This window comes from Nocardia sp. NPDC055321 (genome assembly GCF_053645575.1).
Map to the genome: position 1 here is coordinate 199,484 of NZ_JBSHMS010000010.1, position 18,911 is coordinate 218,394.

At 70.0% G+C, this 18,911-nt stretch carries 14 protein-coding genes and 1 pseudogene; 8 read left to right on the top strand and 7 right to left on the bottom strand.

All coding sequences use genetic code 11. The annotated features are described in order from the left end of the window. The first annotated feature begins 108 nt into the window (after positions 1–108). Positions 109–1,575, top strand: coding sequence for an MFS transporter (locus tag ACWIGI_RS18235; protein ID WP_454203568.1), 1,467 nt, complete (start codon positions 109–111; stop codon positions 1,573–1,575). 137 nt (positions 1,576–1,712) lie between these two features. Here the strand turns inward: ACWIGI_RS18235 and ACWIGI_RS18240 are convergent, their stop codons facing one another. The 3 genes from ACWIGI_RS18240 to ACWIGI_RS18250 all read right to left on the bottom strand — a co-directional run bounded on the left by ACWIGI_RS18240 (position 1,713) and on the right by ACWIGI_RS18250 (position 5,271). Next, positions 1,713–2,564, bottom strand: coding sequence for a TIGR02569 family protein (locus ACWIGI_RS18240; protein WP_454203665.1), 852 nt, complete (start codon positions 2,562–2,564; stop codon positions 1,713–1,715). Positions 2,565–2,729: 165 nt separating this feature from the next. Next, positions 2,730–3,917, bottom strand: a complete 1,188-nt coding sequence (moeZ, locus tag ACWIGI_RS18245) for an adenylyltransferase/sulfurtransferase MoeZ (protein WP_454203569.1) — start codon at positions 3,915–3,917, stop codon at positions 2,730–2,732. 121 nt (positions 3,918–4,038) lie between these two features. Then, positions 4,039–5,271 carry a DUF3152 domain-containing protein gene (locus ACWIGI_RS18250; RefSeq protein WP_454203570.1) on the bottom strand — a complete coding sequence of 411 codons (1,233 nt, stop codon included), beginning with the start codon at positions 5,269–5,271 and terminating at the stop codon, positions 4,039–4,041. A 339-nt stretch (positions 5,272–5,610) separates the two neighbouring features. Between ACWIGI_RS18250 and ACWIGI_RS18255 the strand changes: the two genes are divergently transcribed. Then, positions 5,611–6,276: a TetR/AcrR family transcriptional regulator gene (locus tag ACWIGI_RS18255; RefSeq protein WP_454203571.1), complete on the top strand. Its 666-nt coding sequence runs from the start codon at positions 5,611–5,613 to the stop codon at positions 6,274–6,276. 62 nt (positions 6,277–6,338) lie between these two features. Here the strand turns inward: ACWIGI_RS18255 and ACWIGI_RS18260 are convergent, their stop codons facing one another. From ACWIGI_RS18260 to ACWIGI_RS18270, 3 genes are all read right to left on the bottom strand, one after another. Continuing rightward, entirely contained in the window at positions 6,339–6,566 is a 228-nt protein-coding gene (locus ACWIGI_RS18260) for a DUF3107 domain-containing protein (RefSeq protein ID WP_454203572.1), read from the bottom strand. 124 nt (positions 6,567–6,690) lie between these two features. Then, a complete protein-coding gene (locus ACWIGI_RS18265; protein WP_454203573.1) occupies positions 6,691–7,392 on the bottom strand; it encodes a ferritin-like fold-containing protein in 702 nt (233 codons plus the stop codon). A 36-nt stretch (positions 7,393–7,428) separates the two neighbouring features. Beyond that, a complete protein-coding gene (locus ACWIGI_RS18270) occupies positions 7,429–8,463 on the bottom strand; it encodes an alpha/beta fold hydrolase (protein ID WP_454203574.1) in 1,035 nt (344 codons plus the stop codon). Positions 8,464–8,967: 504 nt separating this feature from the next. On the opposite strand from ACWIGI_RS18270, the pseudogene ACWIGI_RS18275 reads away from it, so the two are divergent. Beyond that, positions 8,968–10,554: pseudogene (locus ACWIGI_RS18275) on the top strand (DEAD/DEAH box helicase); the annotation flags it as partial. 2,932 nt (positions 10,555–13,486) lie between these two features. Continuing rightward, entirely contained in the window at positions 13,487–13,945 is a 459-nt protein-coding gene (locus tag ACWIGI_RS18280; RefSeq protein WP_454203575.1) for a GNAT family N-acetyltransferase, read from the top strand. A 48-nt stretch (positions 13,946–13,993) separates the two neighbouring features. Here the strand turns inward: ACWIGI_RS18280 and ACWIGI_RS18285 are convergent, their stop codons facing one another. Further along, positions 13,994–14,896 carry a sterol desaturase family protein gene (locus tag ACWIGI_RS18285; RefSeq protein WP_454203576.1) on the bottom strand — a complete coding sequence of 301 codons (903 nt, stop codon included), beginning with the start codon at positions 14,894–14,896 and terminating at the stop codon, positions 13,994–13,996. A 140-nt stretch (positions 14,897–15,036) separates the two neighbouring features. On the opposite strand from ACWIGI_RS18285, the gene ACWIGI_RS18290 reads away from it, so the two are divergent. The 4 genes from ACWIGI_RS18290 to ACWIGI_RS18305 all read left to right on the top strand — a co-directional run bounded on the left by ACWIGI_RS18290 (position 15,037) and on the right by ACWIGI_RS18305 (position 18,902). Beyond that, positions 15,037–16,239 carry a sensor histidine kinase gene (locus ACWIGI_RS18290; protein WP_454203577.1) on the top strand — a complete coding sequence of 401 codons (1,203 nt, stop codon included), beginning with the start codon at positions 15,037–15,039 and terminating at the stop codon, positions 16,237–16,239. Beyond that, entirely contained in the window at positions 16,236–16,898 is a 663-nt protein-coding gene (locus ACWIGI_RS18295; RefSeq protein WP_454203578.1) for a response regulator, read from the top strand. The genes ACWIGI_RS18290 and ACWIGI_RS18295 overlap by 4 nt, the downstream gene beginning before the upstream one ends. 89 nt (positions 16,899–16,987) lie before the next feature. Continuing rightward, positions 16,988–18,211, top strand: a complete 1,224-nt coding sequence (locus ACWIGI_RS18300; protein WP_454203579.1) for an Rv3212 family protein — start codon at positions 16,988–16,990, stop codon at positions 18,209–18,211. A gap of 97 nt (positions 18,212–18,308) precedes the next feature. Beyond that, a complete protein-coding gene (locus tag ACWIGI_RS18305; RefSeq protein ID WP_454203580.1) occupies positions 18,309–18,902 on the top strand; it encodes an acid phosphatase in 594 nt (197 codons plus the stop codon). The last annotated feature ends 9 nt before the right edge of the window (positions 18,903–18,911 follow it).

An 18,911-nucleotide genomic window follows, 5' to 3' on the forward strand; every position in this document is an offset into this window, starting at 1 on the left:
ATCGACGCTTCGTACGGTTGTTGCGACCGCAGGGACCGCTCCCGGAAACACATTCCACTCCGGGAGATCACGATGAGGGCGGTCGTCGGTGCGAGAGGAACGCAGCTCATGACAACCGTAGAGGCTCCGGAAAAGACCTTCGTGCATCAGCAGCGCGGACGGTGGATCGACCATTGGGAACCCGACAATAAGGATTTTTGGGAAAACGGGGGAAAACAGACCGCTCGTAAAAATCTGATCTTCTCGGTTTTCGCGGAAAATCTCGGATTCAGCATTTGGGTCATCTGGGGCAGCATTGTCACCGCCATGGGAGCGGCCGGCTTCGCCTTCCTGGAAGGGCTCGGCAAGGGCAACCCCACCGCGGTGGCCAACGCCCTGCTGCTGACCTCCACACCCACCCTGGTGGGCGCGGCCCTGCGCATTCCGTACACCTTCGCCATCCCGAAATTCGGCGGCCGGGCCTTCTCCGCCTTCAGCGCGGCCATGCTGCTGGTGCCCGCGCTGGGCATCATCTACTTCATCAATCAGCCGAGCACGCCCATGTGGGTGTTCATGGTGCTCGCGGCGATCGCCGGTGTCGGCGGCGGTAACTTCTCCTCGTCGATGGCGAACATCAACTTCTTCTTCCCCGAAGGGAAAAAGGGTGCGGCCCTGGGCATCAACGCCGCGGGCGGCAATCTCGGCGTGGCCCAGACCCAGCTGATCGTGCCGCTGATCATCACCCTCGGCACGCACATCATGGCCAAGGACGCCGCGGGCTACCGGTTCGGCATCACCCTCGCAGTTCTGGTCTGGATCCCGTTCATCCTGTTCGCCATCTTCGGCGCGCTGCGCTACATGGACTCCCTCACCGGCGCCAAGGCCGACGGCAAGTCCTACCGGGCGGCGCTGACCAACCGGCACACCTGGGTCATGTCGGTGCTCTACATCGGCACCTTCGGCTCCTTCATCGGCTTCTCCTTCGCCTTCCCCACCCTGCTCAAGGCCAACTTCCCGGATCTGGCCAAGATCGGCTGGATGAGCACCATCGGCAACCTCGCCTTCCTGGGCGCACTGGTCGGCTCGATGAGCCGCCCGTTCGGCGGCTGGATCTCGGACAAGGTCGGCGGCGCGAAGATGACCCTGTACGTCTTCCTCGGCATGTCCGCGGCCACGCTGCTCATCATGGCGGCGCTGGCGGCCAAGAGCTTCCCGCTGTACCTGATCGCATTCCTGCTGCTGTTCGTGCTCACCGGCATCGGCAACGGCTCCACCTACCGCATGATCCCGTCCATCTTCAGCGCCGAGGCCAAGCGCTACGCCTCCGAGCACGGCCAGGACGCCGCCGAGGCCCTCATCTCGGCCAAGCGGCAGGCCGGCGCGGCCATCGGCGTCATCGGCGCGGTGGGCGCCTCGGGCGGCTGGATCGTGCAGCAGGCGCTGCGCCTGTCGAACATCAACTTCGGCAGCATGAACCCGGCCTTCTCGCTCTACGCCGTCGTCTTCCTCGCCATGGCCGCGGGCACCTGGTGGTTCTACCTGCGCTCCAGCTTCGCGGTGGATCGCGTGCCCTCGCTCGCCTACGCCAACGTGTAGGCCCCCGACCCCGGCCGCAGGGAACTCCCGCCCGCTGCGCGCCCGGATCCGATGTCCTCCGGCGATCCCGGAGGACATCGACAACGACTGTCGCGCCGAGCTTCTCACTCGGCGCGACAGTTCTTTTGTTGTCGCCCTTAGAGAATCAAGCGGATCATGTCCGCGGTACGGGCCAGGCCCGGGAACGCCTCCGGGGTGGAACGCGGGTGCAGCGCGTGCACCGCGAGCCGGAACATCACCGCGCGCACCAGCATCTGCGGCCACTCCGGCAATCCGGCCCAGCGCTCGAGCAAGCCGTCGTCCGCCCCGCCCCAGGACAGCGCGTCCACCACGATCACCGCCGCCGCCCACGGCGCGGGCCGCCAGTACGGGGTGATGTCGGTGAGCCCGGGCGCGAAACCGCCGGAGAACAGGACGGTGCCGAACAGATCGCCGTGCACCAGCTGCGGCGGCGTGGACACCGGCTTGCGCAGGGTCGACAGCTGGGTGATGACGTGCAGGCTGCGGTCACCGTCCGGTGACGTGGCCGGCAGCAGCCCGCCGAGTTTGAGGGTCCGCAACGGAACCGTTTCCCAGGCGGCGCGATCGGCCGCCGCGAACACATCGACATCCACCCACGGCGCCACCGGGGCCACGGCCAGAAAGCGCGGGCGCTCCAGGCGTTCGGTGACCTGATGTAATCGGAGCGAGAGCGAGACCACCTCGTCGTGACGGGGTTCGGGCACACCCTCGAGATAGGTGTCCGCGCGCCAGCCGGACACCACGTAGCGCCCGTCCGTCGCCCGCACCGGGCGCGCCAGGCGCAACCCGTCCACCCGCAACGTCTCGCGCACCTTGGCCGACCACGCGGCCCGCGCGTGATCGGTCACCGGGCTCAGCACCACATCCCCGCAGCGCCAGCCGCCGTCCCAGTTCCCCAGCGGAACCGGGCCGACTTCGCGCAACCCGAAGGTGGCGCGCACGTGCTCCGGAGGTTCCACAGCAGTCATGGTCACGGGCGTAACTTACCGCTCCGGCGGCGTTGCGCGTCTTAAGCGACGGGCGCAGGTATCACAGAGTGTCGCCGCAGACGCGCCGTCAGAACCGGACATCGGAGTGTTGGGGACAACCGATTCGGCCACCCGCGACCACGATTCGCGGGTGACCGGAACGAATCAGTAGACCGGCAGGCTGGGATCGATCTGGTTGGCCCAGGCGATGATTCCGCCCTGCAGATGCGTGGCGTCGGCGAAACCGGCCTGCTTGAGCGCCGCGAGCGCCTCGGCCGAGCGGATACCGGTCTTGCAGTGCAGCACGATCGGGCGATTCTGCGGCAACTCGGCCAGCGCCTCACCGGTCAGGATGCGGTCCTTGGGAATCAGGGTCGCGCCGTCGATGCGCACGATGTCCCATTCCACCGGCTCGCGGACGTCGATGAGGGCCACGTCCTTGCCCGCGTCCAGCATGTCCTTGAGCTCGCGCGCGGTGATGGTCGAGCCGATGGCCGCGGCCTGCCCCTCCTCGGACACCACGCCGCAGAACGCGTCGTAGTCGATGAGCTCGGTGATGGGCTGCCGCTGCGGGTCCCGGCGCAGCTTGATGGTCCGGTAGGTCATGTCCAGTGCGTCGTACACCATGAGCCGGCCCAGCAAGGGATCACCGATGCCGGTGAGCAGCTTGATCGCCTCGGTCACCATGATCGAGCCGATGGAGGCGCACAGCACGCCCAGCACGCCGCCCTCGGCGCAGGAGGGGACCATGCCCGGCGGCGGGGCCTCGGGGTACAGATCGCGGTAGTTGATGCCGCGACCATCGGGGGCGTCCTCCCAGAAGACCGAGACCTGACCCTCGAAACGGTAGATCGAACCCCAGACGTACGGCTTGTGCGCCAGCACCGCGGCGTCGTTGACCAGATAGCGGGTCGCGAAATTATCGGTGCCGTCCACGATCAGGTCGTAGCGCGAGAACAGCTCGATGGCGTTCTCCGGCTCGAGCCGAATCTTGTGCAACTCCACGGTGATTCCGGAATTGATCTCCAGAATGGAATCGCGCGCGCTGTCGGCCTTGGACCGGCCGATATCGGATTCGCCGTGAATGATCTGGCGCTGCAGATTGGACGCGTCCACCTCGTCGAATTCGACGATGCCGAGCGTGCCGACACCCGCGGCCGCCAGGTACAGCAGGGCCGGTGAACCCAGCCCGCCCGCGCCGATGACCAGCACCCGGGCGTTCTTCAGGCGTTTCTGACCGTCCACCCCGAGATCGGGAATGATCAGGTGGCGGCTGTAGCGGGCGACCTCGTCCCGGGTCAGCTCCGCGGCCGGCTCCACCAGGGGCGGCAGGGAGGGATGCGATGCTGTCACGTCTGCGGACTCCTCAATCGAATGCGCCGGGTACTCGCGGCTCAGAGGTGCAACACCACGGGCCCGAGCGTTCTTCCCTCCGGAATACCCGGACCGTGTGATTCACACAGCCTAGGCAGCCTCAGCCGCGCGGGTACGGCCAGGGGTTGAACCGGCACTTCTTGCCGTCCATCGGGACCACACCGTCCGGATCCAGCACCGCGATGTCGTTGTTCCGGGTGCCGAAGGTCTGCTGCATCATGACCGGCGCCAGCCCGCCGTCCACCTCGCACGGCTGATGCTCGTGGTAGCCGATCGCGTGCCCGACCTCGTGATTGATCTGGTACTGCCGGTACGAGCCGATATCGCCGTCGTAGGACAGCGCACCGCGCACCCAGCGCGCCTCGGACAACAGCACGCGGCCCAAATCGGCGTTGTAGCAAGAGGAATCGATGGGAATGTCGAATCCGCAGGCGGTGCGGGTGGTTTGCCGCGAGGTCAGCGAGATGCGGAAATCGGGGTCACCGCCGTCGACGCGGCGGAAGCCGAAACGTGAATCCTGGGTCCAGCTCTTGGGATTGGCCAGCGTGGCGTCCACCATCTTGCCGACCGAGTCGTCACCGCCGAAACCCGAAGTGTCGATACCGTTCTCGATCTCCACGGTGTAGGTGAACACGTGCTCGGAGCCGGTGCCGATCTGGGCCGTCGTGCCCGGGACCATATGCCAGATCCCGGCGCCGGTCTCGGTGAAGGGGCCGCCGCCCGGCACCGAGCCGGTGGGCAGGTCACCGGCGAACTTGCCGTCCGCCTTGGGCGGTGCGCCGTAGATGCCGGTCTTGTCGGCGTGCTCGCTCAGCCGGCCGAAACCCGGTACGCCGGCGACACTTTCACCACCGCCGCGCCACGCGTCGACACCGACCAGCACCGTCACCACCAGCAGCACCGGTAGCGCGTACGCCCGCCAGCCGTAGGTGGAGACGAAGCGGCCGAACAGGCTCTGCTTCTTGGTTTCGCGCTCGGGGCGCTCGCGGGTCGCCTCGGGCAGCGCGGTGGGATCCCAGCTCGCGCGCAGCGGCTGATACGGCTGGGGCGGGCGGTCGCCGGCGGGGCCGGGAATGGCCGAGCCGTCGGCGTGCAGGCCCGCGGGCGGGACGGCGTCACCGGAGCTGTAGAGACCGAGCGGGTCGTAGACGGGGCCGACGGGTCTGCCCTTGCGCTTGGCGAGATTCTTCGGGCCCGCTCCGGCGGCGTCTCTCGGGCTCGCTCCGCCGGTGGCTCTCGGGCCCGCTCCGCCGATGGCGCGCGGCGCACCGATCTGCACGGGACGGCGTGAATCGCGCCCGCCGGAGTTACTGCCCCCTTGGTCGGTCACCATAAAAGACTCTCACAGCTCGGGCCCGCGCACGCGGGGGCCGTACAACCTGCCCGCGACGGCGCGCGGAAGGGATGTGCCGGGCAGCGGCGAGCCGCGGACTTTGCTGCGAGATATCTCACGAGTGCGGAGATCGAACTCACAAATTCGGGCATCGGGTCCACACTTGTGACCGGCCTCGCATAATCGAGGCGGTAGCGGACCCTCCGGAACACGGAGCGCGCCAACATCCAGCACACCAATATTCGGAACCTGGATCGGCATCGGGGCCCCGAGCGAGTATCGTTCGGGAGATACCCGGTGACCATCCTTTCCGCCGGGAATCGACTGGGAGATCGGAAAATGACAGACCTCGTGGACCGGATGACCGCACGCATGTCATCCGAGGCCATGGCGCCCAGCAAGCGCGGCACCCGCCTGCCCCGAGAGGCACGGCGCGCTCAGCTACTTGCCGCGGCCGGCGAGGTCTTCGTGATGCGGGGCTACCACGCCTCGGGCATGGACGAAATCTCGCAATGCGCCGGCGTCAGCAAGCCCGTGCTCTACCAACACTTTTCGAGCAAGCTCGAGTTGTATTTGGCGGTGCTGCAGAACTACGTCGACGCCCTGGTGTCGAGCGTGCGCCAGGCGCTGCGCTCCACCACCGACAACAAGCAGCGCGTCCGCGCGGCCGTCCAGGCGTACTTCGACTTCGTCGACCACGAGACCCAGGGTTTCCGGCTGGTCTTCGAATCCGATCTGACCAACGAGCCGCAGGTCCAGCGCCGGGTCGAGCAGGCCACCGAGGCGTGCGTCGACGCGGTCTTCGACCTGGTCGCCCACGACTCCGGCCTGGACCCGTACCGCGCCCGCGTGCTGGCCGTCGGCCTGGTCGGCGCCAGCCAGTTCAGCGCGCGCTACTGGCTCGAGGCCGATCGGCCGATCCCCAAGGACGAAGCGGTCGACACCACCGTCTCGCTCTGCTGGGGCGGCCTCTCGCACGTGCCGCTGCACCCCATCGATTCGTAGATCGACCCAAAGAAATTGCCCCGCCGCGGAATCCGCGACGGGGCAATTCTCGTTTCGGTGAACTACACCGCGGCGAAGCCCACGCGACCCGCGGACGGGGCGCCGATCTCGACGTAGGCGACCTTGGCGGCCTGGATCAGGTACTTGCGGCCCTTCTCGTCGGAGAGCGACACGACGCCGGCCTCACCCTGCAGCGCACCGGTGACCAGCGCCTCCACCTCGGCGGGGGTCTGCGCGCTGTTGATGATCAGCTCACGCGGGCTATCCGAAATACCGATCTTGACCTCCACGGCCAACCTCCGAACCTAGAGTCCTGTGCTGTCTTCGCCAAGGCTAGTGCAGGGCCCGGCACGGGCGGCAGTGAGCGCCCTCCGCTCTGAGCGAACTCCGATGCCCCGGCGCGAACCCGGCGCCTCAGCCGAGGCCGAGGACGCGCATGCGCTCGGCGTGCGAGTCCTGCATGTGCTCGAAGAGGGTGGCGATGCCGTTCAGGTCGCCGGTCGCGGTGAGCACCAGTTCGGTGAGCTCGTCGCGCTGGGCCATGACGTACTGGGCCTGGGTGATGGCCTCGCCCAGCAGGCGACGGCCCCAGAGGGTGAGCCGGTCGCGCTCGGAGCGGTTCTGCGCCACCGCACGTCGCACTTCCTCGATCACGAATTCCGAGTGGGAGGTCTCGGCGAGCACGTCACGCACGACGTCGGCGACCTCGGGAGCCAGGGCGCCGGCGATCTCGGTGTAGAAGTCGGCGGCGATGCCGTCGCCGACGTAGAACTTGACCATCGACTCCAGCCAGGTGGAGGGGTCGGTGGAGGCGTGATAGGCGTCCAGGGCGCGCACGAACGGGGCCATGGCGTCGAAGACGTCCTGGTTCCGGGCGGCCAGCGCGTTCTCGAGCGTGGAGAAATGCTCCATCTCGTTGGCGGCCATCTTGGCGACGGCGACCTTGCCGCGCAGCGAGGGTGACAGTTTGGCCTCTTCGGCCAGGCGGTAGAAAGCGGAGATCTCACCGTAGGCGAGAACCGCGAAAAGGTCGGCGACCCCGGGGTGGGTGGCGGCGATCAGGCCGTCGGCGGAATCCGACGGCGCGCCCAGCGCAGTTGACGAGTTTGCTCCCATGACCCCACCCTAGCCCGCTTCGATGAACCGCCCGGCCTACTCCTGGTCGCTCAGGAACTTGTCCAGGTAGGTCCAGGTGGTGTCGCGCGCGGTGAGAATGCCGAGGTGGGAACCCGGAGCGGTCTCGTAGCGCACGTCCGGCGAACCGGTGAGCGTGACGGTGCCGTGTCGCACCGCCGCGGCGGCGGTGATGACATCGTTCGGGCCGCCGACCAACAGAACCGGAACGTTCACCGCGGCCAGTTCGATGCGGCGCTCGCCGAAACGCACCACGCCCTTGCCGATATCGTTGTTGAGCATGAACCGGCCCCAGAGCTGGTTGTAGAAACGGCCGGGATAGCCGGGCAGCGAATTCTGGAAACGGTCGATGGTCGCCATCCGCTCGAGGGTCGCGGTATCGGCGAGATTGCTCGCAATGAAGAAGGGGCGCTTGAGTTCTCGGTCCCAGGCGGTGGCGCGGTAGGCGATGCGGGTCAGCTGCGCGGAGACGCCGCCGGTGGCGCGGATCGCGGCGGTGGCGGTGCGGCCGCCGTCCAGGCGGGCCAGGGAACGCAGCTCGCGCACGCCGATCATGTGGTCGTAGCTCAGCGGCGCGCCGACGGCGGTGACCGAGCGAATCGGCAGAGTCGTGTCGGCGGCGGCGGTCAGCAGCGCGAGCACGCCGCCCAGGGACCAGCCCACCAGATCCACGGCCTTGCCGCCGCGATCGGCGGAGACCTGGCGGATCGACTCCGGCAGGATGTCGTCGATCCAGTCCTCGAAGCCCATGCGGCGGTCCTCGAAGGTGATGTCGCCGTAGTCGACCAGGTACGGCGCCCGGCCGCTGTCGCGCAGGAACGCGGCCATGCTCTGCTCGGGGCTCAGATCGAAACAGAAGGCGGGCGCGGCCAGCGGCGGCACCAGCAGCACGGCCGGATCCTGTGCTCCCGCACCGTTGTAGCGGCGCAGCTCGCGGTGCGGCGCGACGGACAGCACCGTCGACGGGGTAGGTTCGGGCGAACCGATGCCGGTGCCGAACGTCAGGGCCCACGCGTTGCGCGCGGCGGTGCTCACGGTGTCTGCCAAGCTCACCCGCACAACTTCGCACATAGTGCTACACGTTGTAACAGGTATGTGAGGAATCCAACTTGTCCAGCGGGGTTGGCATCCGGCGTTCCAGCGCCGATTCCGGTGCGCCGCAAGCGGTGCCGCGACCGCGGGAGCCGACGCCGCGGCCGGGGAATACGCGGCCGTCATCGCCGCCGATGCAAATCGCACCGGCAATTGTGGTGGCGGGAAAAAGAGCCAAGACCGTATCACGCTACAATCTCCGCAGACAACGGAAAGATCGCTCGAACGAGTTTGCCGGATACCCCGTGAACCGGCACTCGAGCAGGCAGTTGTTGTCCACGGAAAATGTGCGCGCACTCCGATCCGCAACATTGTCCGCCGCGCCAGGTCGATGCCGGACCGAACACCGGTTAGGCATCCCGCAGCGGCGAGACAGACGAACGGATCAAGTGGTCGTCGCGGACCGACCGGTCCGCCCCACACCTCGTGCGCGCGAGACGCGATAAAACGAGGAAGGCACGAACCCTGAGCAAGATCACCGTAGAGCAGGAACCCGGAGTGGCCGACACGCTGCTGACCGCGGAGCTCGACGAAACCCATACCGCTCCCACCTTCGCCGAACTGGGCGTCAATCCCGACATCGTGCGCTCGCTCGCCGATATCGGCATCGAACGCACCTTCGCGATCCAGGAGCTGACCCTGCCGCTCGCGCTCGCCGGTGAGGATCTCATCGGCCAGGCCCGCACCGGCATGGGCAAGACCTTCGGCTTCGGCGTTCCACTGCTGGACCGGGTCGCCTCGCACACCTCGGGCACCATTCCGCTCGACGGCACCCCGCGCGCGCTGATCATCGTGCCGACGCGCGAGCTGTGCGTGCAGGTCACCGAGGATCTGGAGAACGCCAGCAAGTACGTCAAGAGCCAGGACGGCACGCCGCTGCGGGTGCACGCCATCTACGGCGGCCGGCCCTACGACACCCAGATCGCCGCGCTGCGCGCCGGCGTGGACGTCGTGGTCGGCACCCCCGGGCGACTGCTGGACCTGGCCGAGCAGAACCATCTCATCCTGGGCAAGGTCCAGGTGCTGGTGCTCGACGAGGCCGACGAAATGCTCGACCTGGGCTTCCTGCCCGACATCGAGCGCGTGCTGAACATGGTCCCGGACCAGCGGCAGACGATGCTGTTCTCGGCGACCATGCCGGGCCCGATCATCACCCTGGCGCGCACATTCCTGAACCGGCCCACCCACATTCGGGCCGAGGAGCCGCACGACTCCACCATCACCGACCGCATCACGCAGTTCGCGTACCGGGCGCACGCGCTGGACAAGAGCGAGCTCATCGCCCGCATCCTGCAGGCCGAGAGCCGCGGCGCGACCATGATTTTCGCGCGCACCAAGCGCACCGCGCAGAAGGTCGCCGACGATCTGGGCGAGCGCGGGTTCTCCGTGGGCGCCGTGCACGGCGACCTCAACCAGGTGCAGCGCGAGAAGGCGCTCAAGAAGTTCCGCGAGGGCAAGATCGACGTGCTCGTCGCCACCGATGTCGCCGCGCGCGGTATCGACATCGACGACGTCACGCACGTGGTGAACTACCAGTGCCCCGAGGACGAGAAGACCTACGTGCACCGCATCGGCCGTACCGGCCGCGCGGGGCGGACCGGTGTCGCGGTCACGCTCATCGACTGGGATGAGTTGCGGCGCTGGGCTTCCATCGACGCCGCGCTGAAGCTCGGCATCCCCGAGCCGGTCGAGACGTACTCGCGCTCAGCGCACCTGTACGAGGAGCTCGGCATCCCCGCCGGGTCGACCGGCATCGTCCGCAAGAGCGCGCCCGCCCGGGAGCGCGACGACGACGCGGTCGTGGTGGAACGCGAAAGCCGTTCCCCGCGTAGCCGTAATCGCAAGCGCACGCGCGGCGGGCAGGCCAGCGCGGCGACCGAGGTCGCCGCAACCGACATCAAGATCGCTCCGGAATCGGCTGCGCCGGAAGGTAACTCGGCGGTGTCCGAGGAAGGTTCGGACAAGCCGGGCCGTCGCCGCCGTCGCCGCCGGGGTCGGGGTGGATCCGATAACGGTTCCGCCGCAACGACTTCGGTGACCGAGAGCGCTTCCGAAGGGTGGGTCGGCGAGGCCGTCGCACTGGATTCGGCCGAGGGCGAGACCGCCGCGCAGGGCGAGGCCGGGCGCGACGAGTCCGGGCGCACCGAACCGGTCCGTGAGGGCCGCAACCGGCGCCGGAACCGCAACCGGCGCAACCGGGGCGGCAACGGCGGGGCCGAGGGTTCGGCAGCGTCGGCCGGGGACGTGACGGTCGAGACCGTCGACGCCGCGAGCGGCGATGCGGTTGCCCCGGCGGCACGCGTGTCCGAGTCCACCGACGCCACGAGCAGCGGCGCGGTCGTCGCCCCGGCGGCGCGCGTCTTCGAGACCACCTCGGACACCGACGGCACAGGTGAATCCCCCCGCCGTACCCGCAACCGCCGTGGTCGCGGCGGCGCGAACGGGTCCGATGTCGCCACTGGCTCCGGTGACAACGGTTCCGCCGCACATGGTTTCGACGCTGTCGCCACCAACGGCAACGGCAACGGCGCCACGAACGGCAGTGCTGCCGCGAACGGCAACGGCACGGCCGTCAACGGCTTCACCACCGCGATTCCGGCCGTCGAGTTCTCGGCGGCGCCCACCGCCTCGGCCCCCGCGGCCGAAAGCACCGCGGGCGCAACCGGTCTCGGTGTGTCCGAGTCGTCGGCCACCGGCGATGACACCGTCGCGACGTCCGGGAAGGGCACCGCTCGCACCCGCACCCGCGGCCGCCGCTCGGGCGACTCCACGAAGTCGGCGACCACGGACGCCGTGAGCGCCGCCTCCGAGTCGACCGCCGGCAACGTCGCGGACACCTCGTCCACGACCGCCACGGCAACCGCCGCGATCGTGAATGATGGTGCCGCACAGGCCATCACCTCGCCCACGGCGACCGCCCCGGCCACCGAGGCTCCCGCCAAGGCCACCGGCCGCCGGCGCGCCAGCCGCCCGGCCCAGGCTCCGGGCGAGGTAGTGGTGGAGACGGCAGTCGCCGCACCGGTCGAATCCGCGCCCGCCCCGGCCGCTCCCGTCCGGGCCACCGGCCGCAGACGAGCCACCAAGGCCGCGGGCAGCGCGACCGAAGGCTCGATCGTCGTGGTCGAGACCGCCACCGCACCGGCGAGCACCGCTCCGGCTGCCGCCACCGTGGAAGCGGCTCCGGCCGCGAACGCGGAGTCGGCTCCGGCCGCCGAGGTGTCGGCACCGGCTGCGTCCCCCGAGGCTCCGGCCACCACGCGCCGCAAGGCGGTCAAGGCAGCCGCGGCTCCGGCCGCTGCGGCCGAAACCGCTTCCGCCACCGCGGAAGTCACCGAGGCCAAGGCTCCGGCCCGCAAGCGCGCGGCGAAGGCGACCACGAGCACGTCCGAGGTAGCCCCGGCGGAAACCACCCCGGCCAAGGCCACTCGGGCAACGAAGGCCACCGCCGCGGCCGCCAAGGCGACCCGTGCGCGCAAGGCGGCTCCCGCCGCCGAGGCGTCGGCGGAGACCGTCGCGGCTCCGGTCGAGACCACATCGGCCGCAAAGACCGCCACCGCAGCCCGAGGCAGGACCGCCAAGGCTGCCCCGGTGGTCTCGGAAACACCGTCGGTGGAACCCACCGCGGCCAAGGCCACGCGGGCAACGAAAGCCGCAGCGGCGCCCGCGAAAGCGGCCGTCGCCACCAAGGCTGCTCCGGCAGTAGCGGAGGCTGCCCCGGCGAAGGCCACGCGCACCAAGCGCGCCGCCGCACCCGCCGAGGCCACATCCACGACGGCCACGGCCGCCGAGGTGACGGCACCGGTGAAGGCGACCCGCACCCGCAAGGCAGCTACCACTGCTGTCGAGCCCGCGGCAACCGAAACCCCCGTGCCCGCCAAGGCGACTCGGGCCACCAAGTCCGCGCGCACGACCGAGGCGGCCACCACCGCCGAGGTAACGGCACCGGTGAAGGCGACTCGCGCTCGCAAGGCGGCTGCCGCCGCCGAGCCCGCGGTGTCCGCGCCCGCCAAGGCAGCACGGTCCACTAAGGCCGCCGCTCCCGCCAAGGCGACCCGCGCAACCAAGGCCACGGCCCCGGCGGTCGAGGCCCCGGCCAAGACCACCCGTGCCAAGAAGTCCGCCGAGGTCGCGGAACCGGCCGCCAAGCGCACTCGCGCCGCGAAGAGCACCGAGCCGGTAGCCGAAATCCCGGTCAAGGCAACGCGGGCGAAGAAGGCCCCGGCCGCCGAGCCGGCCAAGGCGACCAGGGCGAAGAAGACCGCCGAGGTCGTCGAGCCCCCCGCCAAGGCGACTCGTGCGACCAAGTCCAAGGTCGCCGAAACCCCGGCCAAGGCGACGCGCGCCAAGAAGGCCCCGGCCGCCGAGGCAGCCGAGCCCGTCAAGGCGAAGGCCAAGAAGGCCGCCGCCGAGCCGGCCAAGGCCACCCGGGGCAAGAAGGCCGCCGAGGCGCCCGAACCGCCGAAGGCGAAGAAGACCGCCAAGAAGGCCGAGGCCCCCGCCCCTGCCAAGGGCCGCACCCGCAAGGCCGCCGCCGAAGTAGCCTGACCGCACAACCCCTGAACCGTTCGGCCGGGCTGTCCCCACAGCCCGGCCGAACGCGTATCTACGCCACCCCGAACAACTTCCGATGCGGTCCGTGGCTGTCGCACGGTGCCGAACCAGCCGAGGCCACCCGCATCGAGCAAGCGGCCAAGCCCCCGAAGCCCGCCAAGCCGCCCCTGGAAAGAAGACCGCCGAACCCACAAGGCGGCGAAAGTGCGAATTGCGGTTGACCCTGCGGGGTCGCGAGTACGCCGCACCTCGAGCACACCCGCCGGGGCAACACATCTCCGCGCTGCTGCTCGGCCAGCGCTCACAGACGCCGGCCCTCGACCTGACCACGCTCAACCGGATGTCGCCGAACTCGTCTGAAGCACCGTGACTTTCGGCGGATGCCAGGGATACGGGCGCTTGTCCGTCTGCACCGGACGACCAGGTTGGGAGCATGGGTGACTTGCGGATCTCCGCGGCGGTGCACGCCACGGCCGAGCTCGCGGCCGAGGTGGACGGGCTTGTCCGGCAGCTCTCTTCGGCCGCCGCGCCGGTCACCGTCGACGGGCTCGCCGCGCTCATCTCGGCCGAATCCACGACGCTGCTCCTCGCGACCGACGAGCACGTCGTCGGCATGCTCACCCTGGTCATCTACGCGATCCCGACCGGGATGCGCGCTCGCATCGAGGATGTCGTCGTCTCCGAAACGGCTCGTGGGAAGGGAGTCGCGTTCGAGCTCACCAGCGCGGCGGTCGAACTCGCCCGTGCGGCCGGAGCCCGCACGGTCGACCTCACGTCCAGGCCCTCGCGCGAGTCCGCGAACCGGCTCTACCAGCGGGCGGGGTTCAGTCGGCGCGACTCCCTCGTCTACCGCCGCACACTGTCGACCACCACGCCGCCGACACTCGGGTAGTGACACCACCCGCTCCCGGGTTCGGGAGCCGCGGGCGGAGCACGCGGATCAGACGGGGGCGGTGGTGCGCGCGAGTTCGGGGGACGGTGCCGGAAGGGGGGTGGGGGTGGGGGTTTCGGTCCAGCCGGGTGGGCCGAAGACGTAGGTCAGGCGGGCCCGCCAGGTACGGGCGGTGCGGACGTCGTGGACCAGGTCCAGGAGCTCGGTGTAGTTCACCTTCAGGGGGTTGTCGGTGTTGATGTCCTTCGTCAGGCCGTAGCGGATCGGCTCGGTCTCGGCGGCGAAGGTGCCGAACAGGCGATCCCAGACTATGAAGACGCCGCCGTAGTTCTTGTCCAGGTAGGGCTGGTTGGAGCCGTGGTGGACGCGATGGTGGGCGGGGGTGTTGAACACGAACTCCAGGGGGCGGGGCAGGGTCCGGACCCGTTGGGTGTGGATCGGGAACTGGTAGAGCAGGCCGATGCTCTGCAGGGCGAAGATCATCCACACCGGCAGGCCGATCAGGGCCGCGGGCACCCAGGCCAGGCCGCGCAGCTGCTGGGCGACCGGATGCGCCCACGGCAACCGGATGGCGGTCGAGAAATTGAAGAACCGGCTCGAGTGATGCACGCTGTGCGAGGTCCACAGCAGCCGGATCCGATGATCGGCGCGATGGGCCCAGTAGTAGCAGAAATCGGTGACCACCAGCCCGAGCAGCCAGACCCACCAGGTCCCCGCCGCCAGGCTCCACGGCGTGAGCGCGGCGGCCACCACCACCGCCGAGAACGGAAGCAGCTGCGCCAGAACGGGTTTGGACACGCGACTGAGTGCGAAGGTCACGATGTTGGACGCGGTGTCGCGCCCGGAGATGCCGTTGGCCGGCCGATCGGGATCACGGCGATCGGCGATCCACTCGATCAGCATGAGCACCGCGAACGCGGGCAGCGCGTAGATGAAGGTGTCTTTGTCCATGCTGGCTCCGATCGAGAACTCCCGCCGGCGGCGGCACACTCGACGCTACCGATCACGACGCCCCGAATCGTCGCGCCCGCGGGGGATCGCGCATCCCCCGCGCGGGGGACCGGCCCGGCCGGGAGTAGCGTCCGCACGAGGTGACCGGCGAGACGGACGAGGGTGATACCGACGTGGATGTGACCAGGTCACTGACCCGGCAGTCGCTGGTGGTGGCACTGGTGGCGGCGGTGGTCGACACCGCGCAACTCGCGTTGAGCGGGGCGTTCGGCGCCGCGCCCGCGATCGCCTGGCCGCTGGCCGCCGCGGTGATCGCCGCGGACCTGGCACTGGCCGCCGCACCCGCCGCCCGCGCCGTGGTCACGGTGGCCGCCGCACAGGCCGCGATCCAGGTCGCGACGGCGGTCTTCGCCGATCACTACGCCATCCCCGCCCGCGTGCCCGACGTGGGCTTCCTGGTCGCGGGCTATCGCGCCGGCGCCTGGCTCGGCGGGTTCACCTCGATCGGCACGGTGGCCCTGCTCGCCGTCGGCGGAGCCGTGGCGAACCTGCTGGCGGGCGGAATCCTCGCGCGCGACTGGCGCCTGTTCCCGCTGGCGGCGGCGGGCGGCGTGGTGCCGTGGCTGGTCGGCCGCTACACCACCGCGCGCGGCGCGTACATCGCCGAACTCGAACAGCGCGAACGACTCCGGCAGGCAGACCAGCTGGCCGCCCTCGATCGCGCCCTGGTGGACGAGCGCGCCGCCATCGCCCGCGACCTGCACGACGTGATCACCCATCACGTGAGCGCCATCGGCATGCACGCCGGAGCCGCGCGAATAGCCCTGTCCCACACCGACGACACCGCCGCGGCGGGATCGCTGTCCGCGGTGGAGACCAGCTCGCGCGCGGCGATGGTCGATCTGCGGCGGCAACTGGACCTGCTGCACGGCCGCGACGACGGGCAGCGCCGCCCCGGCCTGGTCGATATCGGCGAGCTGCTGGAGCGCGTCCGGGCGACGGGTTCGATCGTGCGACTGGACATCACCGGCGAGCCGCCGGTGCTGCCGCAGTCACTGGACGTCATGCTCTATCGCGTGGTCCAGGAGATGCTCACCAACGCGCTGCGGCACGGCCGGGATCCGGTGGATCTGGAGATCCGCTACCACCCCACCCGCGTCGAGCTGCGCGAAGCCAATCCCGTCGCCGCACACACCGAGACAACCCCGCGAGAGCACCCCCGGCGCGGTCTCGACGGCATCCGCCGCCGGGTCGAATTGTTCGGCGGCACAGTCCGTTCCGGCGTGGACGACACCGGCGCGAACTGGGAGATCCTGGTCTCGGTCCCGATCGGCGCGGCATGAACATCCGCGTCCTGATCGCCGACGATCACACCATGTTCCGCTCCGGCCTGCGCGCGGTGGTCGACGCCCACCCCGACCTCGAATGCGTGGCCGAGGTCGGCGACGGCCGCGCCGCCATCGAGGCCGCCGCCCGCCTGCGCCCGGACGTGGCCATCCTCGACGTGCGGATGCCCAAACTCGACGGGCTCGCCGCCACCGAGGCCATCGTGGCCGCCGGCGGCACCCGGGTGCTCGTGCTCACGACCTACGACAGCGAGGACGGCCTGCACCGCGCCCTGACCGCCGGGGCCAGCGGCTTCCTGCTGAAAAGCCTTGCGCCCGAAGAGCTGGTCGCGGCGATCCGCGTCGCGATGCGCGGCGACGCCGTCATCGATCCGTCCATGACCCGGCGGCTGGCCGCCCGCCTGGTCCAGGGCCTGGCGCCGCCGGCGCTGCCGCCCGAACTGGCGAATCTCACCGCCCGCGAGCGCGAGGTGCTGTTCCTGCTGGCGGACGCGCGCAGCAACGCCGAGATCGCGACGGACCTGGGCGTCGGCGAGGAGACCGTCAAGACCCACGTCTCGCGCATCCTGGCCAAACTGGGAGTCCGGGACCGCATCCACGCGGTCGTGTACGCGCACCGCCACGGTCTCGTCCACCCCGCCGCTCCCCCGGACTGAGCCCGCCCGCCCGGTCCACCCGGACCCGCGCCGGGGCACGACCCGGCACGCGATCGATGCCGCCCCGCGGATCGGATAGTCTCGCTGTCGTGCTCGCACCCGAGCGGCGAACGCGCGCCGATATCCTGACCGCCGTGGCGATCGCGGCCGTGGTGGCGCTCGCGGCGGGTGTCGTGTGGTGGAACAGCGACGCCCGCGCCACCGAATCGGTGGTGGCCGACCAGACCCTGTCCCCGCCGCCCACCCCGGAGAAACTCCCCGGCGCCATGCGCGAGGCGTGGCAGGCCGCGGACGGCGCGGCCGAGCGGGCCATCGCCGTCGGCGGGGTGGCGGTGACCGCCGCGGGCGACACCGTGCTCGGGCGCAATCCCGCTACGGGCGAACAGGTCTGGAAGTACCAGCGCGATATCCCGTTGTGCGCGGTCGAATCCCAGTTCGGGACCGTGATCGCCACCTACCGCGACGATCGCGGATGTTCGGAGACCACGCTGCTCAACGCCGAGACCGGCGCGCGACTGAGCGCGCGTTCCAGCTACATGGACGACGAGGTGCAACTGTCCGTCGACGGCACCCACACCCTGGCGCTGGGCGCGAACCGGCTGGAGATGTGGCGTTCGGACCTGGTGCGCACCCTGGAATACGGCTACGTGGACGCGCCCGTGAACCCGCGCACCCAGCCCCGCCAGGGCTGCGCGCTGCTGTCCGCGGCCTCGGGATCGAGCCGCCTCGCGGTCCTGGAACGCTGCCCCCGGGAGACCTCGGACCGGCTCACCGTCCTCAATCCCGCGCCCAAGGACAGCACCACCCCCGAGGAACACAGCTCACACATTCTCACCGAGCCCGGCGCCGCGGTCGGCGGCGCGCGCGTGATCGCGGTGTCCGACAGCCGGGTCGCGGTATACCTGCCCGGAACCGAGTCCACCGCACCGCAATTGGCGATCTACGATGTGTCGGGCAATCTCGTTGCCACCCATCAGCTTTCGGCTCCGCTCGGCGCGGACGCCTTCGTCTCGCGGGTGGGCGCCAACTACTTCCTGTTCACCGGGGAGAACCTCGTCGCCCTCAACGGCTCGACGCTGGAACCGCTCTGGGGCATCACCCAGGTCCTGGGCACCCCCACCCTGCTCTCGGGCAAGCTGCTGGTCCCGGTCCGCGACGGCCTCGCCGCCCTCGATCCCGTCACCGGCGCGCAGACGCAGCGAATCTCGGTGCAGCGCAGCGATTACCACGACGAGCCGATTTCGCTGATGGCGATCGGCCCGACCGTGCTGGAACGCCGCGGCGACACCCTCGTCGCCCTGGCCGCGAGCTGATCCCGCCCGGGCGCGCACGCCCGGGCCCCGGCGGTGTGGCGAACACCCGCCTCCCGGCTAAGCGAGCGGGCGGGCGCCATCCGGCATGATCGAGTTCATGTCAGCGCACGATTATCGATTGGTACTGCTGCGTCACGGCGAAACGGAGTGGTCGGCCGCGCGCCGCCACACCGGTCGCACCGATATTCCGCTGACGCCCACGGGCGAGGAACAGGCGCTGGCGGCGGGCAAGCTCCTCGAGGACCTGCGCCTGCGCGATCCCCTGGTGCTGAGCAGCCCGCGCCAACGGGCCACGCGCACAGCCGAATTGGCCGGCCTCACCGACGTGCGCATCGACGACGACCTGGCCGAGTGGGATTACGGCGCCTACGAGGGCCTGACCACGGTGGAGATCCAGCGCACCGTGCCGGACTGGACCGTGTGGACCGCCGCCGTGCCCGAGGGCGAGACCGCCGAACAGGTCGGCCGGCGCGCGGACCGCGTCCTGGACTCGGTGCTGCCGGAACTGACCCGGCGCGACGTCGTGCTGGTCGGGCACGGCCACTTCTCCCGCGTGCTGATCGCCCGCTGGGCGGAGTTCGGGGTGATCGAAGGCCGCAGATTCTTCCTGTCCACCGCCGCGATCACCGTGCTCGGGCACGACTACCACGCGCGAACGATCCTCGCGCACAACCTGACTCCCTACCGCTGAAAGGGGCCG